1 protein-coding gene is annotated in these 754 nt (G+C 73.2%); it reads right to left on the minus strand.

The annotated features are described in order from the left end of the window. The coding region (locus GPJ59_RS36680; protein ID WP_308120714.1) for an acyltransferase domain-containing protein at positions 1 to 724 on the minus strand (724 nt) is incomplete at its 3' end. Between the last annotated feature and the right edge of the window lie 30 nt (positions 725 to 754).

Consider the following 754-nt stretch of genomic DNA (forward strand, 5'->3'; position numbering starts at 1 on the left):
CACCACGCACACCACCCAGCCAGAACCGCTCCCGCTGAAACGCATACGTCGGCAGCTCCACCCCACCCACAGCACCCGGGAACACCGACGACCACTCCACCGCCACCCCGTGCACGAACGCCTCGGCGAGCGAGGCCGTGAAGCGGTCGGTGCCGCCCTCGCCGCGGCGCAGGGTGCCGACGGCGGTGTCGGGGAGGCCGTGGACGAGTACGGGGTGCGGGCTGACCTCGATGAAGACGTCGTGGCCGGCCCGTACGAGGGTGTCGGTCGCGTCGGCGAGCAGGACGGTGCCGCGCAGGTTGCGGTACCAGTAGCCGGCGTCGAGTTCGGTGCCCGTCAGCCAGGTGCCGTCGACGGTGGACAGGAAGGGGATCCCGGCGGGTCGCGGTGCGATGCCGTCGAGGGCGTCGAGGACGGCGGACCGGATCTCCTCGACGTGGGCCGAGTGGGAGGCGTAGTCGACGGGGATGCGGCGGGCGCCCTCGACCTGGGCGAGTACGGCGTCCAGGGCTTCGGGGTCGCCGGCGACAACCACGGAGCGCGGGCCGTTGACAGCCGCGAGGGACAGCCGGCCGTCGGCCGGCCATACGTCGAGCAGGTCCTCGGCCTCCTCCCGGGAAAGGGGCACGGAGACCATCCCGCCCCGCCCCGACAGCGCCAGCAGCGCCCGGCTGCGCAACGCCACCACCCGCGCACCGTCCTCCAACGACAGACCACCCGCCACACACGCCGCAGCGATCTCCCCCTGCGAATG

Source organism: Streptomyces bambusae, from assembly GCF_019400985.1.
GTDB lineage: Bacteria > Actinomycetota > Actinomycetes > Streptomycetales > Streptomycetaceae > Streptomyces > Streptomyces bambusae_A.